This window comes from Comamonas sp. JNW (assembly GCF_003105075.1).
In the GTDB taxonomy this organism is placed as follows: Bacteria; Pseudomonadota; Gammaproteobacteria; order Burkholderiales; family Burkholderiaceae_C; genus Comamonas; species Comamonas squillarum.
Genome location: NZ_QETI01000017.1, coordinates 1 through 18,276, shown reverse-complemented (window position 1 = coordinate 18,276; position 18,276 = coordinate 1). Strand labels below are relative to the sequence as shown.

Below are 18,276 nucleotides of genomic sequence, written 5' to 3'. Positions count from 1 at the left end.
GGAACATATGGAATTTCGCATTCACCAGTTTCTGGACCGCTGGCTGCAGGAGGCCCCTGACCGGCCCTTCATCTACCTGCCGGACCGCACGTTGAGCTATGCCGACCTGGGCCGCCTGGTCGATGCGCTGGAGGCGGAGCTGCGCGTGCTGCAGGTGCGCAGCGGCGACCGCGTGCTGGTGGTCGCCGAGAACTGCCCCGAGCATGCCGCCTTGCTGCTGGCCTGCAGCCGCGTGGGCGCCTGGGCCTGCGGCGTCAATGCCCGCATGGCGCCTGGCGAGGTGCGCGGCTTTGCCGACAAGGCCGATGCGCGGGTGGTCTACTTCACCGACCGCGTCTCCAAGGCCGCTGCCGCGCACGCCGAGCGCTATGGCGTCAGCCCCTCCTGCGTGCCGGGCCTGGCCCACACGGCGGTGCGTGCCGATGCGCGCGCCGAGCCCGAGCCGGACGGCAATCCAGTCGCTGCCATCATCTTCACCTCCGGCACCACCGGCACCCCCAAGGGCGTGCTGATGAGCCAGCGCGGTGTGGCGCACTTTGCCCGCGTCTCGGCCCAGTCGCGCCGGCTCGGTCCCGATGACAAGGTCTATGCCTTTGTGCCGATGACCCATATCTTCGGCCTGGGCACGGTGCTGCTGGCCTCGCTGTCGGCCGGCGCCGCGCTGGAGATGCGCAGCCAGTTCGAGCCCGCCGATCTGCTCGACGCGCTCGCCCACCATGGCATCACGCAGCTGCAAGGCCCGCCCACCTTGTTTGCGCGCCTCTTGCAGTACTGCGAGCAGCAGGGCATCCGCCAACCGGCGGCGCCGCATCTGCGCTACCTCTACACTGGCGCCGGCCCGCTCGATCTGGCGCTGAAAACCAAGGTCGAGGCGCTGTTTGGCCAGACCCTGCACCATGGCTATGCGATGAGCGAATACGCCGGCTCGCTGCACCTGACGCACATCGACGAAGCCCGCAGCGACACCAGCGCTGGCTACTGCATCGATGGCGCGGAACTGCAGATCGTCGATCCGCACAGCGGCCGTCCGCTGCCGACCGGCGAGCGCGGCGAGATCTGGGTGCGGGGCACGGGCCTGATGCCCGGCTACTTCCGTGACCCCGAGGCCACGGCAGCCGCTTTGCGCGACGGCGGCTGGTACGCCACCGGCGACCTGGGCGAGCTGCATGCCGATGGCGCGCTCTTCGTCGTGGGCCGCCTCAAGGAGATGATCATCCGCTCGGGCTTCAACGTCTACCCCAGCGAGGTGGAGCATGCGCTGGGCAGCTTTCCCGGCATCCAGCGCGCCGCCGTCGTGGGCCAGAAGGAGGCCGATGGCAACGAGGCCGTGATCGCCTTTGTCGTGCAGGATGCCCGCCATCCGCCCGACCTGGATGCCTTGCAAGCGCATTTGCGCGAGCACCTGGCGCCCTACAAGCGGCCGGCGCGCATCATCGCCATTGATGAGCTGCCGGTAAATGCCAATGGCAAGGTGATGAAGCGCGAGCTGCAGGCCCGGCTGGAGGCCGAGCAGGCTCAGGCCTGAGGGGCCACCACCACGCCATCGGGGTCCATCACCAGGTAGTCCCCCGGCTGCAGTTGGGCGCCGCCCAGCTGCAGCGCCAGCCCCAGCGCTCCGCCGCCGTTGCCGGTCCCCCGCAGCGGCGTGCGGCCCAGCGCAAACACCGCCAGATCCATGCCGGCCAACATATCCGTATCGCGCACCGCGCCATAGACCAGCAGGCCCGCCCAGCCGTTGTCCAGCGCGATGCGCGCCATGCGGTCGCCCAGCACGGCGACCCGCAGCGAGGCCCCGGCATCCACCACCAGCAGGCGCCCGCCACCAGCAGTTTCCAGGGTCTGGCGCAGCAGGCCGGCATCTTCGTGGCAGCGCAAGGTCTGGATACGGCCGCTGGCCGATGCGCGCCCGCCATAGGACTGCCAGGCCGCCTGGCACAGCTGCGCGGCGCTGCCCAGCTGGTCGCTGAGGTCCGAACTGCGGGTGGGCAGCGACAGCGGCACGTCGGCTGCGGGGGCTGTTGCCATCGCCATCAGTCGATCCTCGCGCCCGAGAGCTTGACCAGCTTCTGGTGCTTGGCCAGCTCCTCCTGGAAAAAGGCCGGTGCCTGCGCCGGTCCCTTGTCCAACACCATCAGGCCCTGGCCAGCGATGGCGGTCTGCGCTTCGGGCGAGGCCAGTGCGGTCTTCATGGCCGCAGCGTACTGGTCGACGATGGGCTTGGGCAGGCCAGCGGGGCCCACCAGCGCGATCCAGGCATCAAAGCTGTAGCCGGGCACGCCCGCTTCGGCCAAGGTGGGCACATCAGGCAGCGCGGCCGAGCGCTGCGTGGTGGACAGCCCAATGGCACGCAAGCTGCCGGCCTTGATCTGCGGCAGCGCCTGCGACACCGACACAAAGGCCAGCTGCACCTGGCCGCCCATCAGGTCGGTGATCAGCGGCCCGGTGCCCCGGTAGGGCACATGCTTGATGTCGATGCCGGTCTCGGCAATCAACAGCTCGCTCGCCAGGTGCAAGGTGCTGCCATTGCCGGCCGAGCCGTAGTTGAGCGTGCCGGGGTGCGCCTTGGCATAGGCGCGCAGCTGGGCCAGGTCCGTCACCGGCAGCTTGGCGTTCGCCACCAGCACCAGCGGCACGGTGGCCAGCACCGCAATTGGCGTGATGTCGCGCAGGCTGTCGTAGGGAATGGTCTGGTAGATGCCGGGGTTGATCACATGGTTGGACGAGATCATGCCCAGGGTCAGCCCATCCTTGTGCGCCCGCACCACCTGGGCGGTGCCCGGGATGCCGCCAGCCCCGGCAATGTTCTCGACCACCACCGGGTGCCCGGTGATGCGGCCCAGGCCCGGCGCCAGCGCGCGGGCCACGGCATCGACCGTCGATCCTGCGGCCAGCGGCACGACCATGCGGATGGGCTTGTCCGATGCGGCGGACTGCGCGCTGGCCTGGCCCGTGGGGAGCCACAGCCCAGCGGCCAGCAGCGGCAGCAGGGCGAGCAAGCGGCGCTTGCTGGGTGGGTTTGCTTTTTTCATCGTTGTCTCCTGGTCTCTTTTTTTCTCAGTGGGAAAAGCGGCGTCTCAACTCCTCAAACGACATGAGCTCACCGGCGATGGCGCTGGCCGCCACGGTGGCGGGGCTGGCCAGCCAGACGCTGCCGGGGCCGCCACGGCCTGGAAAATTGCGGTTGATCGCGCTGACCGTCACCTGGTCAGCGCGCTCCGAGCCGCCTGGGCCGCAGTTGCCGCAGGCCCCGCAGGAGGGCTGGAGCATGCGTGCGCCCACGCGCTCAAAAGCATCGAGGTAGCCGGCAGCGGCGCAGTGGTCGCGCACGGCGGTGGTGCCAAACTGCAGGAACAGCTGCACGCCGGGCGCCACCTTCAGGCCGCGCTCGGCGGCCCAGTGCAGCACCCGGTGGTAGTGCACAAAATCCTCGCGCTTTCCGGCGGTGCAGGAGCCGCCGTAGGCAATGTCGATGCGCAGCGGCGCAGTGATCGATGCGAGCGGCCGGCCATTGCCCGGGTCGCCCGGGCTGGCCACCATCGCGGGCACCGCAGCGCAGTCGATGTGGATGGTCTGCGCATAGTCGGCGCCCGGGTCGCTGTGCATCCAGTCCTCCAGCACCACCTCGATGCCGCGCCGCTCGCGCAGAAAGCGCACGGTCTCGGCATCGGGCGCGACGATGCCGGTAAAGCCCCCCAGCTCGGCCGTCATATTGGTCAAGGTGGCGCGCTCGTCGGTACCCATCTGGGCGATGGCCGTGCCGCAAAACTCAAACACCTTGCCGACGCCACCACCGGCGCGGATAAAGGGCTGGGCCAGCAGGTGCAGCACCACATCCTTGGCGGCCACACCAGGCGCCAGCGCGCCATCGAGCACAATGCGCAGGCTTTGCGGCAGGGTCAGGCGCACCGCACCGGTGACAAAGGCATTGGCCATGTCGGTGGTGCCCACGCCAAAGGCCACGCAGCCCAACGCGCCGCTGTGGGTGGTGTGCGAATCGGTGCCCACCACCAGCTGGCCGGGCAGCGCATGGCGCTCGGTCATCATCGCGTGCGAGATGCCCGCCACATTGCTGCCGTCATCGCGCAAGGCCTCGTCTTCCGTCAGGGTGCGGTAGCTGTGCAGGCCATAGTCGGCGGCAAAGCTGCGCTGGGCCTGCACCATGCGCTGCACGTTGGGCACCAGGCCGCCGCGCACATGGGCGGGGCTCTCCTGCACATAGGAGGTGTGGTCCTCAAACACCAGGATCGAGGCCGGGTCGATGAGCGCCAACGGGCGGCCCAGGCTGGCATGCAGCATGTGCGCGGCCATGCCTGTGTAGTACTCGTGGATAAAGCGCCAATCGGCCCGCACAAAGGCGCCGTCGCCCGCAACCGGCTGGGCCGGGGTGACGGCCGTGGCCAGCGCATGCCGGGCGACGATTTTCTCGAACAGGGTGCGCGGCTGGGGGGGCGGTGCTGCTGCGGACTGCGCTGCGCTGGCTACATGGGCAACATTCGCCAGATGCTTGCGGCCAAAGGCCAGCAGGCCACCTTGCATAAGGATGGCTGCGGCCAGCGCATCGCGCCCGGCCAGCAGCTCCTGCCAGGCAATCGCCTCGCCCGCAGCAATGCGCGGGACCAGGCTCATATCGGTCGAAGTGATCAGGCCGATGTTGTCGGCGTTCTGGCGGTAGATGCGCTCAAAGCTCTCGGCAATCACCAGCCGCACACCGGCCAGCTTTTCGGCCATGGGGCTGTGCTCGCGCGACGAGCCCTTGCCATAGCGCTTGCCAGCGACGACGACCTCGATGCCGCTGCCCCGCACCGCACCAGCTGCAATCGGGAACACACCAGCGGCCTGGAAGCCGCTGTAGGGGTAGTGGCCCAGCGCATCGTCAAAGTGCGTCAGGATCGCGATCGGCGTGATCTCGTCGGTGGAGACATCGTCGCGCAGCGGCTGCGCAGCCGCCAGGGACAGCTGCTCGCCGGCCAGCACCTGCTGCACGCAGGCGGGGTTCTGGCTCAGGTACAGGATGCGCGGAGAAAAATGGAGTTCTGTGGGGCTGGTGCTTGGCATGCCCCATCATCGCGATGGCGCCACGCGGCAGGAAGCGCTAAGACAGCACAGGGGATAGCGCAAAAATCGATAACCGGGATTACCCGGGGAGCGGCTCGGTGCCGCCTTGCAGCACCTGCAGCAGGGCCTGGGTGGTGCGCAGCTGCGGCTGGCGCCGCAACGCATACAGGTGCAGCTCGCGCTGCGCCCAGGGCTCAGCCAGCGGCCGCAGCACAAAGCCGGCCGAGCCGCCATAGGCCGCGACCGCGCTCTGCGGCACAACGGCCATGCCCAGCCCCGCTTCGACCATGCGGCAGACCGCATCAAAGCTGCTGAGCGAGACCTCGGGGTTGAAGCGCTGCTGCAGCGCCTCGGCGCGCTCGTGCAGCATGCGGTCGAGCGCGCCGCCCTGGTGCACACCGATCAAGGGATGGGCCAGCACCTGCGCAAAATCAACCGCGCCGTGCGCAGCCAGCGCATGGCCCGGCGGAATCACCACCTGCAGCGGATCGCTGGCAAAGTACCAGGCATCCAGTCCCGAGGCCGGTGGCACGGCCACACCAACACCGACATCGGCGCGGTCATCGAGGCAGGCACGCAGCACCTCGCGGGTATCGGCCTCGTGCAAGGAGATGCGCACATGCGGATAGCGCGCGCGGAACTGCGACAGCTTCTCGGGCAGAAAGCCCACCACCGCCGACATATTGGCGTAGAGCCGCACGGTGCCGCGCACCTCGTCGCCCTGCTCCTGCACCTCGCGCACCAGGCCTTGCAGCTCCTCATCAATCTGCATGCCCCGCTCGCACACCCGGCGACCGGCTTCGGTCAGCACCACGCCGCGCGGCGAGCGCACCAGCAAGGCCGTGCCAAAGGCATGCTCCAGGTCCGACAGGCGGCGGCTGAGCGCCGATGACGCAATGTGCTCGGTCTCCGCAGCCCGTGCGATCGAGCCCGAGCGCGCCACGGCGATAAACAGCCGCAGGCTATAGGTGTCCAGGCGTCTGACAGGCGGGCGGTGGGAAGTCATGGTGGGGCGTGGGGTGGTCAGTCGCCCAGGATAGCGCGCCGGGGGCGCGGGGCGCGGCGATACCCGAGCGCGCCCCAGCGGGTTGTTGCCAGCGACCGGGCTAGCCGCCAGCAGCCGGCACGATCTGCTGCATGAAATCGTTCAGGCTGGCGGCAGACAACTCGCCCACGCGCTGGCCCTGCAACTGGCCGTTCGCGTCATAGAACAAGGTGGTGGGCAGCGCGCGGCTGCCGGCCACCTCGCCCATGCTGTTGCGCGGATCGAGCAGCACCTGGCCATCGGGCAGGCCAAAGCCGCGCGCGGCCTTGAGCACCACCTCAGGCGCCTCTTGCTGGTTCACCCAGAGAAACTGCGCCTGCGGGTAGCGCTTTTGCGCCTCCAGCAGCGCGGGCATCTCGCGCACGCAGGGGGTGCACCAGCTGGCCCAGAGGTTGATGACCACGGGCTTGCCTTTGAACTGGTCGAGCGCATGGCTTTGGGCATCGAGCGCCACCAGCGACAGCGGCGGCAAGGCCTTGGCGCTGGAGGAGAAGTTGGAAACCAGGGCATTGCCGCCCAGCCACAGCACGCCAAACAGCGCTGCCGCGCCCGCCAGCGGCTGGAACACGGCCTTTTTGCGCAGCCACAGCCACCACATATAGACAACCGCCACCGCCAGCGCCGCCCAGGGCTCCCAGCCCCCATCGCGCACATTCAGCATTGACAGCGGCTGCGCCAGGTACTCGTCGGCATAGCGGGCGACAAAGCCCAGGCGCGCCGCCACCAGCGCCAACAGCGGCAGCAGCCAGGCATGCGGCGTTGTGGACAGGCCGCGCTTGCGCGCCCAGCGCGCCAGCAGCACATCGGCCGCAAGCCATGCCAGCATCAAAATGACCAAACCCCAGGGCAGTGAGAACGGCCCGATCTGCAAACTTGCGCTCATCGTTGTATTTCTGAAAGACAAAAAACGCTGGAGTGGGTACACACCAGCGGCGATTGTGCAGTCTGAATACCTGGCGCGCCTTTTGGTTCCATTCCTGGGCCCGGCAGCAGGGCCCGGGAAGGGGAAAAACTGCTTTACTGGTCTTCGCTGACCAGCTTGATATTGCAGTAAGCCTGCAGGCCTTCAATGCCGCATTCCGAGCCCCAGCCGCTTTCCTTGACGCCGCCAAACGGTGCCTCGGCCATCGAGATGTTCAAGGTGTTGATGCCCAGCATGCCGGTCTGCACGCCGTTGGAGAGCTGCTGGCGCACGGCGCTGTCCTGCGTGAAGGCATAGGCGGCCAGGCCGTACTGCAGGCGGTTGGCGCGCTGGAGCGCTTCGTCCATGTCGGCGATGGGATTGATCAGCGCGACCGGGCCAAAGGGCTCCTCGTTCATCAGGCCGGCGTCTTCGGGCAGGTTGCTGATGACAGTGGGCTCCCAGAAGAAGCCCTTGCCGGGCATGCGCTTGCCGCCGGTGTGCAGCGTAGCGCCCTTCTCCTGGGCATCGGCGATCAGGCGGGTGAGGGCCTCGATGCGGCGCGGATTGGCCAGCGGGCCCATCTGGCTGCTCTCGTCCAGGCCGTTGCCGACCTTGAGCTTTTTGGTGCGCTCGACAAAGGCGCTCACAAAGCTGTCGAACACATCGCGGTGTACATAAAAGCGCGTGGGCGAGATGCAGACCTGGCCGGCATTGCGGAACTTGCCGGCGACCAGGGCATCGGCGGCCTTGTTGATGTCGGCATCCTTCCAGACGATGACCGGTGCATGGCCGCCCAGCTCCAAGGTGGCGCGCTTCATGCTCTTGGCGGCATGCGAGGCCAGCATCTTGCCCACGGCGGTGGAGCCGGTGAACGAGAACTTGGCCACCTCGGGCTGGTCGAGCAGGTAGCCCGAGACCTCGGCGGGCACACCAAACACCATGTTCAGCACACCGGCGGGCAGGCCGGCGTCATGCAGCACGCGCACCAGCTCCTGGGCGGTGGCGGGTGTTTCCTCGGCGGGCTTGAGCACCAGGGTGCAACCAGCGGCCAAAGCGCCGGCAATCTTGCGTGCGGGGGTGATGGCCGGGAAGTTCCAGGGCGCAAAGGCGGCGCAGACGCCGACGGGCTCATGGTGCACCGCGATGCGCTGGGTCGGGGTCTTGCCGGGCACCAGGCGGCCATAGTTGCGGCGGCCCTCTTCGGCATACCAGTCATAGGTGTCGGCAGCGGCCAGCACTTCCAGTTTGGCTTCGCGCACCGGCTTGCCCTGCTCCAGGGTCATGCAGCGGGCAATGTGGTCGGCACGCTCGCGGATCAGGCTGGCGGCCTTGCGCAAGATGTCCGAGCGGGCCAGCGGCGAGGTGCGCTTCCAGCCTTCAAAGGCTGCGTTGGCGGCCTGCAGGGCGGCCTGCAGATCGGCGGCGCTGGCGTGAGGCAGCTGGCCCAGCGTGGATTCGTCGAGCGGGTTGATGACCGGCTCGCTCTTGCGGCCGTCGGCGGACAGCCATTGGCCGTTGATAAATAGTTGCAACTGTGGATAAGCTTGGGACATGCTGGGCTCCTGCAAGGGGGTTTGGAATGCATAACGCGGTCTTTCAGCGCTGAAGACCGCGTTGCCTGTGGATAAGTCTGTGGTTACTTTTTCACGAAACCACACTTGCCATCGGCCATGGGCCGGAAGGCCTGGTCACCCGCAATGGTGGCCAGCACCTTGTAGTAGTCCCAAGGGCCTTTGGATTCCTCAGGCGACTTGACCTGCACCAGGTAGAGGTCGTGCACCATGCGGCCGTCCTCGCGCACATGGCCGTTCTGGCTGAAGAAATCCTCGATCTTGTTGGACTTGAGGTACTTGGTCACCGCGGGGCCATCGTCGGTCTTGGTGGCCGCCACGGCCTTGAGGTACTGGGTCACGGCCGAGTAGGTACCGGCATGCACCATCGAGGGCATGGTCTTCTTGCCCATGCGCTCAAAAAAGCGCTGCGAGAAGGCGCGCGTCTCGGGCGTGCGGTCCCAGTAGAAGGCGGTCGCAAAGGTCAGGCCCTGCGCGGTCTTGAGGCCCAGCGAATGCACGTCCTGGATGAACATGAACTGCGGCGCCACCGTCTGCTTTTGCATCAGGCCAAACTGCTTGGCCGACTTGATCGCATTGATCGTGTCATTGCCCGCGCTCACCAGGGTGACCACCGAGGCCTTGGACTCCTGCGCCTGCAGCACAAAGGACGAGAAATCGCTGGCATTGAGCGGGAAGTTGGTGCGGCCCACGATCTTGCCGCCGCCCTTGCTGACGATATTGGTCACCGTCTCGGCGCCGGCCTTGCCGAAGGCATAGTCCACCGCCATGATGTACCAGTCCTTCTTGCCTTTTTCCAGCATCGCATGGGCCACGCCGCTGGCCATCGCATAGGTGTCATAAGTGTAGTGGATGGCAGTGGGGATGCAGGCTTCGCTGGTCAGCGTGTCTGAGGCGCCGCCCGAGGTCAGCACCAGCTTGTTGCGCTCCTTAGCCAGGTTGTAGACCGCCATCGCGACGGCCGAGTTGTTCAGGTCCACCACCACGTCCACGCCATCGGTGTCAAACCAGGTGCGCGCACGGCTGGCACCGACATCGGCCTTGCCCTGGTGGTCGGCAAACACCACCTCGATCTTCTTGCCCCCCACACTGCCGCCAAAGTCTTCCACCGCCATGCGCGCGGCTTCGAGCGAGCCCCGCCCTGCGGTGTCGGCATAGGGGCCGGACATATCGCTGAGCACGGCAATCTTGACGACGTCGTCAGAGATGCCCTGCGCTTGCGCGCCCGTCGTGCAGCATGCGGCCATGGCCAAAGCCAGCGCGGTCATTTTCATGGTCTTGTCTCCGGTTTTATAGAAAGCGTTTGACAGACGATGCTAGAGATTTCCAGCGCGCCGGTTTCTGCATTTGCCAAGCGCCGCCTTAGGCTGCGCCAAAGCCTAGAAAACCCTGATGGTCTTCTAGAGCAAACTGCTGTCACCCAGGTTCGTCAAGCGCGGCCAAACCCCCTCTTCGGCAACCAATAATTGCGTGCAGCAGGCAATGGGGCCATGCTTGAGCATCCGCTATCTCCTCAGAAAGATTCCGCAATGACACCCTCGATGTCAAGCCAGTACCAGGCTGCATTGGATACGGGCAGCTTCCAGATTCAGCGCTGCAAGGCCTGCGCCCAGGCCATCTTCTACCCCCGTGAGCTGTGCCCGCATTGCGGCAGCGATGCGCTGGCCTGGGAGCAACCCAGCGGCCAGGGCACGGTCTACTCGACCACAGTGATCCGCCGCAAGGCCGAGGCTGGTGGCGACTACAACGTCGCGCTGGTGGACCTGGCAGAAGGCCCGCGCATGATGAGCCGCGTCGAAGGCATGGCACCGGCCGATGTGAAGATCGGCATGGCGGTGAAGGCCGAAGTCATCGAGCACAACGGCAAGGGCCTGGTGGTGTTCAAAGCCGCATAACGAGGGATAAAAACATGGCACAAGTACATACCAGCAGCGGCCTGCGCGCGCTGCGCGGCAAGGCCGCCATCACCGGCGTGGCCACCTATGGCTGCGGCGAAGCCCCGGGCTCGGACGACATGCTGCTGCTCGCCCGCGCCGCCCATGCGGCCGTGGCCGATGCGGGCCTGACGATGCAGGACATCGACGGCCTGGCCACCTGCAGCGTCAACGCCACCATGTGGCCCATGCCGGTGATCGAGCACCTGGGCATCAACCCAAACTACGTCAATGGCACCATGCTGGGCGGCTCCAGCTTTATCGCCCACCTGCTGCCCTCGATCATGGCCTTGGAGGCCGGCCAGTGCAAGCATGTGCTGGTCTGCTACGGCAGCGCCCAGCGCTCGGCCGCCTTTGGCCGCAAAGAATCGACCGCTGCGCGCAAGTTCATGGACCCGCAGCCCTTTGAGCACCCGTTTGAGCCCACGATGCCGGTCGCAGCCTATGCGATGGCTGCGGCCCGCCACATGCACCAGTACGGCACCACACGCGAGCAGCTTGCGGCCGTCGCCGTCTCGGCGCGCCAATGGGCGCAGAAGAACCCCGAGGCCTTCATGCGCGATTCGCTCTCCATCGAGCAGGTGCTGGGCGCGCGCATGGTGGCCGATCCCTTCACCGTGCGCGACTGCTGCCTGGTGACCGATGGCGGCGGCGCCTTTGTGCTCAGCCGCGCAGAAGACGCCCAGCGCGGCCCCAACGCCCCCATCTATGTGCTGGGCAATGCCACGGCCTGCTGGAACCGCCAGATCTCGTCGATGCCCGACCTCACCGTCACCGCTGCGAGCCAGTCCGGCGCGCAGGCCTTTGCGATGGCAGGCCTGACAGCGCAGGACATGGATGTGGTCGAGCTCTACGACGCCTTCACCATCAACACCCTGCTTTTCCTGGAAGACCTGGGCTTTGTCAAAAAGGGCGAGGCCGGTGCCTTTGTTGCCAGCGGAGCGATTGCGCCGGGCGGCAGCCTGCCGGTCAACACCAATGGCGGAGGCCTGTCCTGCGTGCACCCGGGCATGTACGGCATCTTTGCGCTGATCGAGGCGGTGCGCCAGCTGCGCGGCAACTGCGGCGAACGCCAGGTGGCGGGCGCCCAGCTGGCACTGGCCCATGGCAATGGCGGCACCTTGTCCAGCCAGGCCACGGCGATCCTGGGCACGGCGGCAACGCTCTGACCTGCGCTACAGAACACAACAGAGAACCATCCATGATTCGAGACCCAGAAACCCTGGAGGCGCTGCTCGACAGCGTGCGCCGCTTTGTGCGCGAGCGCCTGGTGCCCGCCGAAAACGAAGTCGCCGAGACCGACGAGATCCCCGAAGCCATCGTGCAGGAGATGCGCGAGCTGGGCCTGTTTGGCCTGACGATTCCCGAGCAGTTCGGCGGTCTGGAGCTGACGATGGAGGAGGAAGTGCATGTGCTGCTGGAGCTGTGCCAGACCTCGCCCGCCTTCCGCTCGGTGATCGGCACCACGGTGGGCATCGGCTCGCAAGGCATTCTGATGGATGGCACCGATGCCCAGAAGGCCGAGTGGCTGCCACGCCTGGCCACCGGCGAGGTGATCGCCTCGTTCGCGCTGACCGAGCCCGAAGCCGGCTCGGACGCCGCCTCCCTGCGCACCACCGCCGTCAAGCAGGGCGACCACTACCTCGTCAACGGCACCAAGCGCTTTATCACCAATGCGCCCCATGCCGGCATGTTCACCCTGATGGCGCGCACCAACCCGGCCGACAAGGGCGCGGGGGGCGTCTCATCCTTCATCGTCGATGCCCAGAGCCCGGGCATCAGCTTTGGCAAGTACGACAAGAAGATGGGCCAGCGCGGCGCCCACACCTGCGATGTGATCTTTGACAACGTCAAGGTGCCCGCCGCCAACCTGATCGGCCTGCAAGAGGGCCGCGGCTTCAAGACCGCGATGAAGGTGCTGGAAAAAGGCCGCATCCACATCGCCGCCGTGGCCGTGGGCTGCGCCAAGCGCATCCTGCGCGACGCGCTGCAGTACTCGCTCGAGCGCAAGCAGTTTGGCCAGGCGATCTGCGACTTTCAGCTGGTGCAGGCCATGCTGGCCGACAGCCAGGCCGAGCTGTATGCCGCCGAGTGCATGACCATTGACGCCGCGCGCCGCCGCGACGCGGGCCAGAACGTCTCGACCGAGGCATCGAGCGCCAAGATGTTTGCCACCGAGATGTGCGGCCGCGTGGCTGACCGCGCGGTGCAGATCCTGGGCGGCTCGGGCTATATGGCCGAGTACGGCATCGAGCGCTTCTACCGCGATGTGCGCCTGTTCCGCCTCTACGAAGGCACGACCCAGATCCAGCAGATCATCATTGCGCGCAACATGGTGCGCGACGCCAAGGCCGCCGCATGAGCACCACCCCACCCCGCCAGCAGCTGAGCATCGAGGACCTCAACACCCGCGTGCCCTTTCTGCGCCTCATCGGCGCGCGCCAGGACCCGAACTTTGAAGACGGCATTGTGCGCGTGCACCTGCCCGACCTGCGCGAGGAGCTGTGCAACCAGCTGCCCGCCGCGCATGGCGGCATCCTGATGACCCTGCTGGACGTGGCCATGTCCCGCGCTGCCGTGCTCGCGCCCGGCGCGCCGTCGAGCACCGCCGTCACCGTCGAGATGTCCTCGCGCTTCATCTACCCGGGCCGTGGCCCGCTGGTTGCCGAAGGCTGGGTCATCAACCAGGGCCGCTCGCTGTGCACCTGCCAGGCCAACATCTACGACGCCAACCGCCGCATCCTGGCCACCGCCCAGGGCACCTTCAAGTACTGGAAAGCCCACGCCTACGACAACACGGCCGAGCCCAGTGCATAACTGAGGGGAAAAGCACGGCCATGTGCATAGTTTTGTGGATAAGCCGCTGACTTATCCACGACCCACCAGAAGTCCACCGACTTACCCCCAACGAAAACGCGACCCGAAGGTCGCGTTTGTTTTTGAAGAACGGAAAACAGGATGGTGATTCCGGTATTCAACAGCTAGGAGCAGCGCGCACAGCGCCCAAGCCACCCACCCCAATGGCGAGATGGGCCCGCAGGCTAGGCGTGGCGCCGCAGACAATACTTTGGTATGGCAAGGCGCCACAACAACGCATGCGGGCCCATATCGCCACCCAAAAACGAAAACTGCCAAAGTCCCATCCAGAACAAGAATCCGCCAGAGCACACATGCACCCAGGACAGGATCCCCACCGACTTACTTGTCTGGAAGCTCGATTTTTACTTCAAGAACTTCAAGGTTGTCTTGTCGTTCCAGGTTGACGCGGACGTCATCCGGATTGATGGAGACGTACTTGGCGATCACCGCCATCAGCTCTTTTTGCAGCGCAGGCAGATAGTCCGGCTGGTTGTTGCTACGCCCAGTGCGCTCACGCGCCAAAATAATCTGCAGCCGCTCCTTGGCGACCGACGCGGTCTTTTTCTTTTCACCCAAGAACAGGGACAGCAAGGACATTGAACTTACCTCCCAAAAATGCGTTTGAAGAAACCAGGCTTTTGCGCATCGGTAAAGCGCATCGGCTTGTCTTCACCCAAAAAGCGTGCCACCACATCCTTGTAGGCTTCGGACACATCGGTCTGGTTCAGGTTGATCGCAGGCGTGCCCTGGTTGGACGCCTGCAGCACCGACTCCGACTCGGGAATCACACCAATCAGCGGAATGCGCAGAATGTCCTGGATATCCTCCAGCGACAGCATCTGGCCGTCCTGCACCCGGTTGGGGTTGTAGCGGGTGATCAGCAAATGCTCCTTGATCGGATCGCCGCCATCGACGGCGCGCTTGGTCTTGGAGCTGAGCATGCCCAGAATGCGGTCCGAGTCACGCACGGAAGAGACCTCGGGGTTGGTGACCACCAGCGCCTCGTCGGCAAAGTGCATGGCCATCAGCGCCCCGCTCTCGATACCGGCGGGCGAGTCGCAGACGATGAAATCAAAGTCCATCGCGGCCAGGTCCTTGAGGATCTTCTCGACCCCCTCCTGCGTCAGCGCATCCTTGTCGCGCGTTTGCGAGGCGGCCAGGATGTAGAGGTTCTCGAGCTGCTTGTCCTTGATCAGCGCCTGGTTGAGGTTGGCCTCGCCCTGGATCACATTGATCAGGTCATAGACCACACGGCGCTCGCAGCCCATGATCAGGTCCAGATTGCGCAGGCCGACATCGAAGTCGATCACCGCAGTCTTGTGCCCGCTCAGCGCCAGTCCGGCCGCAAAGCTTGCACTGGTGGTAGTTTTTCCAACTCCGCCCTTGCCGGAAGTTACAACGACGATTTTTGCCATCTTTCGATCCGATCCCTTTACGTCCTCAAATGTCCAAAGCCCGGTGCGGGCCGTCCCCGTGCGCCTGTCACAGCGGTTCGATCAACAGTTTCTCACCTTCAAGCCGCACCACGGCTGCCTTGCCCGACAGCTCGGCGGGCCAATCCGACTCGACCGTGCGGTAGATGCCCGCGATGGACACCAGCTGCGGCTCAAAACAGGTGCAATAAATACGTGCACTCTTATCCCCCCGGGCGCCGGCCACGGCCCGGCCCCGCAAGGGCCCGTAGACATGGACGTTGCCATCGGCAATCACCTCGGCGCCGTAGCTGACGATGGCGTTGACGATCACATCGCTGCCCGCCGCATAGACCTGCTGACCCGAGCGCATCGGTTTGTCGACCCGCATGGTCGCCTTGGCCGGCAGCTGCACTTCCTTGATGACCTCGACTTCGACCTCGCGCACTTCGGGCTCAGCCGCCTTGCGCGCAGGTGGCGCCTCGGGCGCGGCGATCAGCCCCGCCGCATAGGCGCGGGCCATCTGCGCCTCGCTGCCGCCGCGCACCGCCACCGGTGTGGTGCGGTACTGGCGCAGCAAGGCCACCAGGGCAGCAAAGTCGATGTCCTCATCGGCCTCGCGCAGCTGCGCCAGATCGACCAGCACCGGGTCGTGGTCGAAGAAGGCGGAGTCGCTGCCAAAACGCTCGGCAAACTCCTGCGCCAACTGCTCCAGGTCGGCCGAACGCAGTGCGAACGCAACCACCGGCAACTGGGCGCTTTTCATATCGAAACCGCTGCGCTGGGTCGTTTCACCTGACATGGTTATAAGCCGATCTAGTTACTGGACATGAATCGGCAAAGTGTAACCTGCCTGACGTGAATCGCCGCAGCCGGTCTGCCGTTTTGCCCGGATTGACAACACTCTTTTACCAATGAAGCCGCGCTTACGGGCGGATACAGAGTGCCATGAAAAAGGGCGCTTGCGCGCCCTCAAAGAATGCCACAACCCGTCAAGGCTTGAGCTGGAAGCCGCAGTGGCCGCAGAACACATCGTCGGCCGCCACCACTTCAAAGCAGCTGCGGCAGCGCAGCAAGGGCTCGGAGGCCGCCTGTGCCGCTGGGGCTGCCGCAGGCGGCAAGGCCGAAGCTGCCGCGCCGCCAGCCACCGCTGCGCCACCCAGACCCGCTGCGGTAGCTGGCGCTACGGGCGGCTGCACGGGGGCTGGCGCCACCACGGGTGCCGGGGCCACAGGGGCTTGCGACACGGGGGCAGGTGGTACCGGAGCCACGGGCGCCGAAGGCGGCACAGGCGCAGGGGCGGGTACCGGCGCGGACGCTACGGGAGCAGCCGGTGCGACAGGTGCGACCGGCGCAGGAGCCGGGGCAAAGATATCGTGGTGCGGTGCCACCGGTGCGGCTGGCGTCACTGGCGCCACAGGCGCTGCCGGGCCTCGTGCCGCAGCACCCTGGTGGCCATGGCCATCCATATGCGCGGCGTGGCGCACCTTGTCGGCCGCTTCACGGGCCATGCCCTGGGCCTGGCGGGCCTTTTCGCGCGCCAGGTCAATGCCGGCCTGCAGACTCTCTTCGGTGCCCTGCTCATCGAGGCCATCGGTGACCATCAGGTAGATGATGTTCACGCCCATGATCATTACCTGCATGGTCAGCGCCATCAGCACCGCAAACAGGATCACGGTCGACAGCGTACCGGCCAGCATATGGCCGCTGCTGGCCATCGCGCCAAAGGCGGCGGAGTTGCCCATGCCGCCCATCGAGGCCATCATGCTCGGGCCAATCACGCCGCTGGCAATGGCCGTCATGTAGGCAAAGCCGGGGATGAAGCCGGTAAACACCACCAAGGTGATCACGGTGATGACGATATAGAGCGCCAGCAGCATCAGCACCAGTGGCACCAGGCGCGTGCGCACGACAGCCACCACCAGCGATACGGCGCGGCGCAGCGAGCGGCCGTCCCAGATCGCCGGCGCGAGCAGTGGCGCGGCGACCCAGTACAGCGCGATGAAGAACACCGAGGCGGCGATCACCATCACCGGGTGGGCAAAGAACAGCAGGATCGGTCCGATGAACGGGATCTTGCAGACGAAATACACAATGGCCGCCACCAGGCACAGGCCCAGCACCACGGCCAGCACCAGCAGACCAAACAGGATAAATCGCGGCACACACAGCAGGCCCGCGCGGATGGCGGCCGCCACGCTGCGCTGCTCCACATCCTTGGCCTTGTCCTGCAGCAGGATGCCGACGGCCGACATGCCGGCCGAGAACACCACCGAGGCGATGACCAGGAACAGCAGCGCCAGCAGCATGCTGCCCGCACGGGTCGCCAGCATCTGGCCGCCCACCATCACCAGCCCTCCGGCCAGCCAGGTCAGGAACGACAAGCCGAGCACGCGCCACTGGGTCAGCCCCTCGGCCGCTCGCATCAGTTGGCCAAAGTCAATGGACTTCAACATCGATTGGGGAGAAGACATCTGCGATTCCTTCGTCGTTTTTACCGTATAGCTGCTCCGCCATGGCCTGCGCAGGCGCTTTCATGGCGGAGATGGGGGGATGGGCCGCCTGCTCAGTCGATGCGGCTGGGCCAGGGTTTGGCCTGGATCACGAAATGCTCGACACCGGCGGGCACATTCTTGTCGGCCGATTTCTTGACCTCGACCGGGTTGCCGGCCTCGGTGGGCGCGGTGCCGGAATTGGTGTTGACCTTCTTGGCGCGCAGATCACGTGGCGAGACGGTGACAAAAATCGTGGCGCCGCCGCGGTTGTCGGCCATCATCGTGGCAATGTCCTTGATGGCGACCATCGCATCCTTGTGCTCCTGGCGCGACTTGGCGGCCCAGGGCAGATCGAGCGAGACCGAATCGAGCACCGGCATGGCGCGCGTGGCGGGCGACTGGCTGGTGCTGAAGACCTGCTCGGTGGTCATGGTCTTGCTGCCTTCCTTGATGCGCTGCTTGGCAGGCAAGGCGGACATGGCCTCGACGGCACGCAGGCGCAGGGCCTCGGCCTCGTCGATCTCGCCCTTCATCTTCTGCTCCCAGGTCACCAGGGCAGGTGGCACGGCAGGCTCACGGCAGCCGGGGGGCGATGCGACACCACATTCGACCTGCACCGGTACGGCCGGCGCGGGAGCCGGTGCGGGTTCTGGCGGCGGGGCAGCACAGCCGGCCAGCGCGAGCACCGACACCAGGGCGGACATTTTCATCAATAGTTTCACAAGGCTCTCCTTCAATTGAGCAAATCATCCAAAGTCTGTTTGCGCACCGGCTTGCGCACCGCCGGGCGGGCCGGTGCAGGTGCCGGGGCGGGCGCTTCCTCCACCGCCACCGCTGCGGCCGCAGCATCCTCGGCGGGCGCTGGCGCCAGCAGCGTTTCATTGGGGGCGAGGGCGGCATCGGTAGCGACCATCGCAGGCGCTGCGGCCTCTACCGGCACCGCCACATCAGCGGCCACGGGCTGGGCGGGCGCTGCCGGTGCGGAGACACTGGGCGCAGCC

17 protein-coding genes and 1 pseudogene are annotated in these 18,276 nt (G+C 66.1%); 5 read left to right on the top strand and 13 right to left on the bottom strand.

Annotation, left to right across the window (positions count from 1 at the left end; translation table 11 throughout):
- Positions 1 to 7 precede the first annotated feature (7 nt).
- Complete coding sequence (locus DCO45_RS19890) at positions 8 to 1,525, top strand: class I adenylate-forming enzyme family protein (protein ID WP_116927440.1); 1,518 nt, start codon at positions 8 to 10, stop codon at positions 1,523 to 1,525.
- Here the strand turns inward: DCO45_RS19890 and rraA are convergent.
- The 7 genes from rraA to DCO45_RS19855 form a co-directional block, all read right to left on the bottom strand.
- A complete protein-coding gene (gene rraA / locus DCO45_RS19885; RefSeq protein ID WP_243419431.1) occupies positions 1,516 to 2,025 on the bottom strand; it encodes a ribonuclease E activity regulator RraA in 510 nt (169 codons plus the stop codon). The genes DCO45_RS19890 and rraA overlap by 10 nt on opposite strands.
- A gap of 5 nt (positions 2,026 to 2,030) precedes the next feature.
- Entirely contained in the window at positions 2,031 to 3,029 is a 999-nt protein-coding gene (locus DCO45_RS19880) for a tripartite tricarboxylate transporter substrate binding protein (protein ID WP_116927439.1), read from the bottom strand.
- A gap of 25 nt (positions 3,030 to 3,054) precedes the next feature.
- Positions 3,055 to 5,055: an aconitase family protein gene (locus DCO45_RS19875; protein WP_116927438.1), complete on the bottom strand. Its 2,001-nt coding sequence runs from the start codon at positions 5,053 to 5,055 to the stop codon at positions 3,055 to 3,057.
- Between the two features lie 79 nt (positions 5,056 to 5,134).
- Positions 5,135 to 6,061 (bottom strand): LysR substrate-binding domain-containing protein, encoded by a 927-nt coding sequence (locus tag DCO45_RS19870; RefSeq protein WP_116927437.1) that lies wholly within the window; start codon positions 6,059 to 6,061, stop codon positions 5,135 to 5,137.
- A gap of 100 nt (positions 6,062 to 6,161) precedes the next feature.
- Positions 6,162 to 6,983, bottom strand: coding sequence for a TlpA disulfide reductase family protein (locus tag DCO45_RS19865; protein WP_116927436.1), 822 nt, complete (start codon positions 6,981 to 6,983; stop codon positions 6,162 to 6,164).
- A 134-nt stretch (positions 6,984 to 7,117) separates the two neighbouring features.
- Complete coding sequence (locus DCO45_RS19860) at positions 7,118 to 8,557, bottom strand: NAD-dependent succinate-semialdehyde dehydrogenase (RefSeq protein WP_116927490.1); 1,440 nt, start codon at positions 8,555 to 8,557, stop codon at positions 7,118 to 7,120.
- An 83-nt stretch (positions 8,558 to 8,640) separates the two neighbouring features.
- The gene (locus DCO45_RS19855; RefSeq protein ID WP_116927435.1) at positions 8,641 to 9,849 is read right to left on the bottom strand and encodes an ABC transporter substrate-binding protein; all 1,209 of its coding nucleotides are present in this window, start codon (positions 9,847 to 9,849) and stop codon (positions 8,641 to 8,643) included.
- 255 nt (positions 9,850 to 10,104) lie between these two features.
- Here DCO45_RS19855 and DCO45_RS19850 point away from each other — a divergent pair, with 255 nt between their 5' ends.
- Genes DCO45_RS19850 through DCO45_RS19835 form a run of 4 tightly spaced genes read left to right on the top strand, consistent with a single transcriptional unit; the run spans position 10,105 to position 13,326 of the window.
- Positions 10,105 to 10,470, top strand: coding sequence for a Zn-ribbon domain-containing OB-fold protein (locus DCO45_RS19850; RefSeq protein WP_116927434.1), 366 nt, complete (start codon positions 10,105 to 10,107; stop codon positions 10,468 to 10,470).
- 14 nt (positions 10,471 to 10,484) lie between these two features.
- Positions 10,485 to 11,678 (top strand): thiolase, encoded by a 1,194-nt coding sequence (locus DCO45_RS19845; RefSeq protein ID WP_116927433.1) that lies wholly within the window; start codon positions 10,485 to 10,487, stop codon positions 11,676 to 11,678.
- A gap of 32 nt (positions 11,679 to 11,710) precedes the next feature.
- The gene (locus DCO45_RS19840) at positions 11,711 to 12,871 is read left to right on the top strand and encodes an acyl-CoA dehydrogenase family protein (RefSeq protein ID WP_116927432.1); all 1,161 of its coding nucleotides are present in this window, start codon (positions 11,711 to 11,713) and stop codon (positions 12,869 to 12,871) included.
- Positions 12,868 to 13,326 carry a PaaI family thioesterase gene (locus tag DCO45_RS19835; protein WP_021027471.1) on the top strand — a complete coding sequence of 153 codons (459 nt, stop codon included), beginning with the start codon at positions 12,868 to 12,870 and terminating at the stop codon, positions 13,324 to 13,326. The genes DCO45_RS19840 and DCO45_RS19835 overlap by 4 nt, the downstream gene beginning before the upstream one ends.
- A 381-nt stretch (positions 13,327 to 13,707) precedes the next feature.
- Here the strand turns inward: DCO45_RS19835 and minE are convergent, their stop codons facing one another.
- The 6 genes and pseudogenes from minE to DCO45_RS19805 all read right to left on the bottom strand — a co-directional run.
- Positions 13,708 to 13,965, bottom strand: coding sequence for a cell division topological specificity factor MinE (minE, locus tag DCO45_RS19830; RefSeq protein ID WP_021027472.1), 258 nt, complete (start codon positions 13,963 to 13,965; stop codon positions 13,708 to 13,710).
- Positions 13,966 to 13,970: 5 nt separating this feature from the next.
- Positions 13,971 to 14,783, bottom strand: a complete 813-nt coding sequence (minD, locus tag DCO45_RS19825) for a septum site-determining protein MinD (protein ID WP_116927431.1) — start codon at positions 14,781 to 14,783, stop codon at positions 13,971 to 13,973.
- Positions 14,784 to 14,850: 67 nt separating this feature from the next.
- Positions 14,851 to 15,582, bottom strand: coding sequence for a septum site-determining protein MinC (gene minC / locus DCO45_RS19820; RefSeq protein ID WP_116927430.1), 732 nt, complete (start codon positions 15,580 to 15,582; stop codon positions 14,851 to 14,853).
- A gap of 190 nt (positions 15,583 to 15,772) precedes the next feature.
- Positions 15,773 to 17,254, bottom strand: a complete 1,482-nt coding sequence (locus DCO45_RS23065; protein ID WP_165841241.1) for a hypothetical protein — start codon at positions 17,252 to 17,254, stop codon at positions 15,773 to 15,775.
- Positions 17,255 to 17,346: 92 nt separating this feature from the next.
- Positions 17,347 to 17,985 (bottom strand): hypothetical protein, encoded by a 639-nt coding sequence (locus DCO45_RS19810; protein WP_133248223.1) that lies wholly within the window; start codon positions 17,983 to 17,985, stop codon positions 17,347 to 17,349.
- Between the two features lie 23 nt (positions 17,986 to 18,008).
- Positions 18,009 to 18,276, bottom strand: a pseudogene (locus tag DCO45_RS19805) (hypothetical protein); the annotation flags it as partial.